At 70.1% G+C, this 2432-nt stretch carries 2 protein-coding genes; both read left to right on the plus strand.

Going from position 1 to position 2432, the window contains the following annotated elements; translation table 11 throughout:
* On the plus strand, positions 1-1088 hold a 1088-nt coding region (locus ACWCO3_RS33975), incomplete at its 5' end, for an RNA polymerase sigma factor (RefSeq protein ID WP_450014056.1).
* 425 nt (positions 1089-1513) lie between these two features.
* Positions 1514-2432 (plus strand): glycoside hydrolase family 11 protein (locus ACWCO3_RS33980; protein WP_450014057.1); only part of this gene is annotated, 919 nt, incomplete at its 3' end.

The raw sequence follows: 2432 nt of genomic DNA on the forward strand, positions 1-2432 counted from the left end.
GCGGAGTCGACTTCGCGGCGGCCGAGGACGCCGTGCAGGACGCGCTGGTCGAGGCGGTTCGCGTCTGGCCGGCCGACCCGCCGCGGGACCCGAAGGGCTGGCTGGTCACCGTGGCCTGGCGCCGGTTCCTCGACGCGACCCGGGCGGACGCGGCACGCCGCCGACGTGAGGACGCCGTCGACGAGGAACCGGCACCGGGGCCCGTTTCGGCGGTGGACGACACGCTGTGGCTCTACTTCCTGTGCGCCCACCCGTCGCTGACGCCGTCGTCGGCTGTCGCGCTCACGCTGCGCGCGGTCGGAGGTCTGACCACCCGGCAGATCGCGCACGCCTACCTGGTCCCCGAGGCGACCATGGCGCAGCGCATCAGTCGGGCGAAACGCACCGTCTCCGGGGTGCGGTTCGACCAGCCCGGCGACGTCGCGACCGTGCTGCGCGTCCTCTACCTGGTCTTCAACGAGGGCTACTCCGGCGACGTCGACCTCGCCGCCGAGGCCATCCGGCTGACCCGACAACTCCAGGCGGCGATCGACCATCCCGAGGTGGCCGGGCTGCTCGCCCTCATGCTGCTCCACCACGCCCGGCGCGCCGCCCGCACCGCGCCCGACGGCAGCCTGGTGCCACTGGCCGCACAGGACCGCAGCCGGTGGGACACCGAGTCGATCGCCGAGGGCGTCACGATCCTCCAGGCGGCTCTCGCCCGCGATCGGCTGGGCGAGTTCCAGGCCCAGGCCGCCATCGCGGCACTGCACGCGGACGCTCCCGCCGCCGAGGAGACCGACTGGGTGCAGATCGTCGAGTGGTACGACGAACTCGCCCGCCTGACCGACAGTCCTGTCGTCCGACTCAACCGCGCGGTGGCCGTCGGCGAGGCCGATGGCGCGCGAGCCGGCCTCGCGGCACTCGCGGGGGTGGACGAGTCCCTGCCCCGGTACGCGGCGGTGGCGGCGTACCTGCACGAACGCGACGGCAATGTGACGACGGCGGCACTGTTGTACGTCGAGGCGGCCCGGAAGGCGCCCAACCTCGCCGAGCGCGACCACCTGACCCGCCAGGCCGCACGGCTCAACGCCGGCCGGTCCCGCTGACCCGTCCCCGCTCGCCCCAGCACGACGCCGATCATCGGATGATTACGGTCCGGAAAGTGTTCGGAAGTTTTCGGCTAATCATCCGCGCGTCCAGAACGATCATTACGGCGTTCGGACGGCGCTGATCGACTACTGACCTGGCGAGACGTCACCCTGCGGCAACCCACCGGCCGTCGCCGGCCTACCGCCATGTTTCCGGAAATTGTTGACAAGGCGACGGCCAGGTTAATACGGTCGCCATCGACGGCGTTCAATTGCCGTCGGCACCACCACCGCGAACCACTCCTCCGCTCGTCGTGCAGGACGACCGGTCAACCACCACCACGCGGTACGACGACAGTGGCCGCCACCCGACCACCGGCAGCCAGCCGAGACGTGCCGCATTGCTGGCCCCCCGCCAGCCGTCACGAGGAGGAAACACGTCCATGAGCGACACCAGCCACATCTCCATCGCACCACAGAGGCGCGGCCGGCTACGGCTGCTCCTCGGCGCCGCGTGCGCCGTCGTCGTGGCCGTCGCCGGCACGATGACGGCCACCAACGCGTACGCCGAGGCGGACCGGACGCTCACCTCGAACCTCACCGGCACCCACAACGGGTACTACTTCTCGTTCTGGAAGGACAGCGGCAACGCCAGCATGACGTTGCGTGCCGACGGTCGCTACTCCAGCAGCTGGGACCGGAGCACCAACAACTGGGTCGGCGGCAAGGGTTGGGCGACCGGCAACCGGCGGACCGTCAGCTACTCGGGCAGCTACAACCCGGGCAACAACAACACCTACCTCGCCCTGTACGGATGGACGCGCAACCCGCTCATCGAGTACTACGTGGTGGAGAACTTCGGTAGCTACAACCCGAGCAGCGGCGCCACCCGGATGGGCACCGTCACCACCGACGGCGGCACGTACGACATCCTGCGCAGCCAGCGGGTCAACGCCCCGTCGATCGACGGCAACCAGACGTTCTACCAGTACTGGAGCGTCCGCCAGCAGAAGCGGTCGAGCGGCACCATCACCACCGCCAACCACTTCGACGCCTGGGCCCGCGCCGGCCTGAACCTCGGCAGCAACCACGCCTACCAGATCATGGCGACCGAGGGCTACCAGAGCCAGGGCAGCTCCGACATCACCGTCTGGGAGGGCGGCGGCGGCAACCCGACCACCCCGCCCACCACCGGAAACCCGGGCACCGGCAACTGCAACGCGACGCTCTCCGCCGGTCAGCAGTGGGGTGACCGGTTCAACCTGAACGTCGCGGCAGCCCAACTGGTCGGCCGTGGCCTGGCTGCCGCTGTATTGATCACCGACGTGACCGGCAAGGTCAGCTACGTGTCGCCCGGCGCTC

Source organism: Micromonospora sp. NPDC002411, from assembly GCF_053592955.1.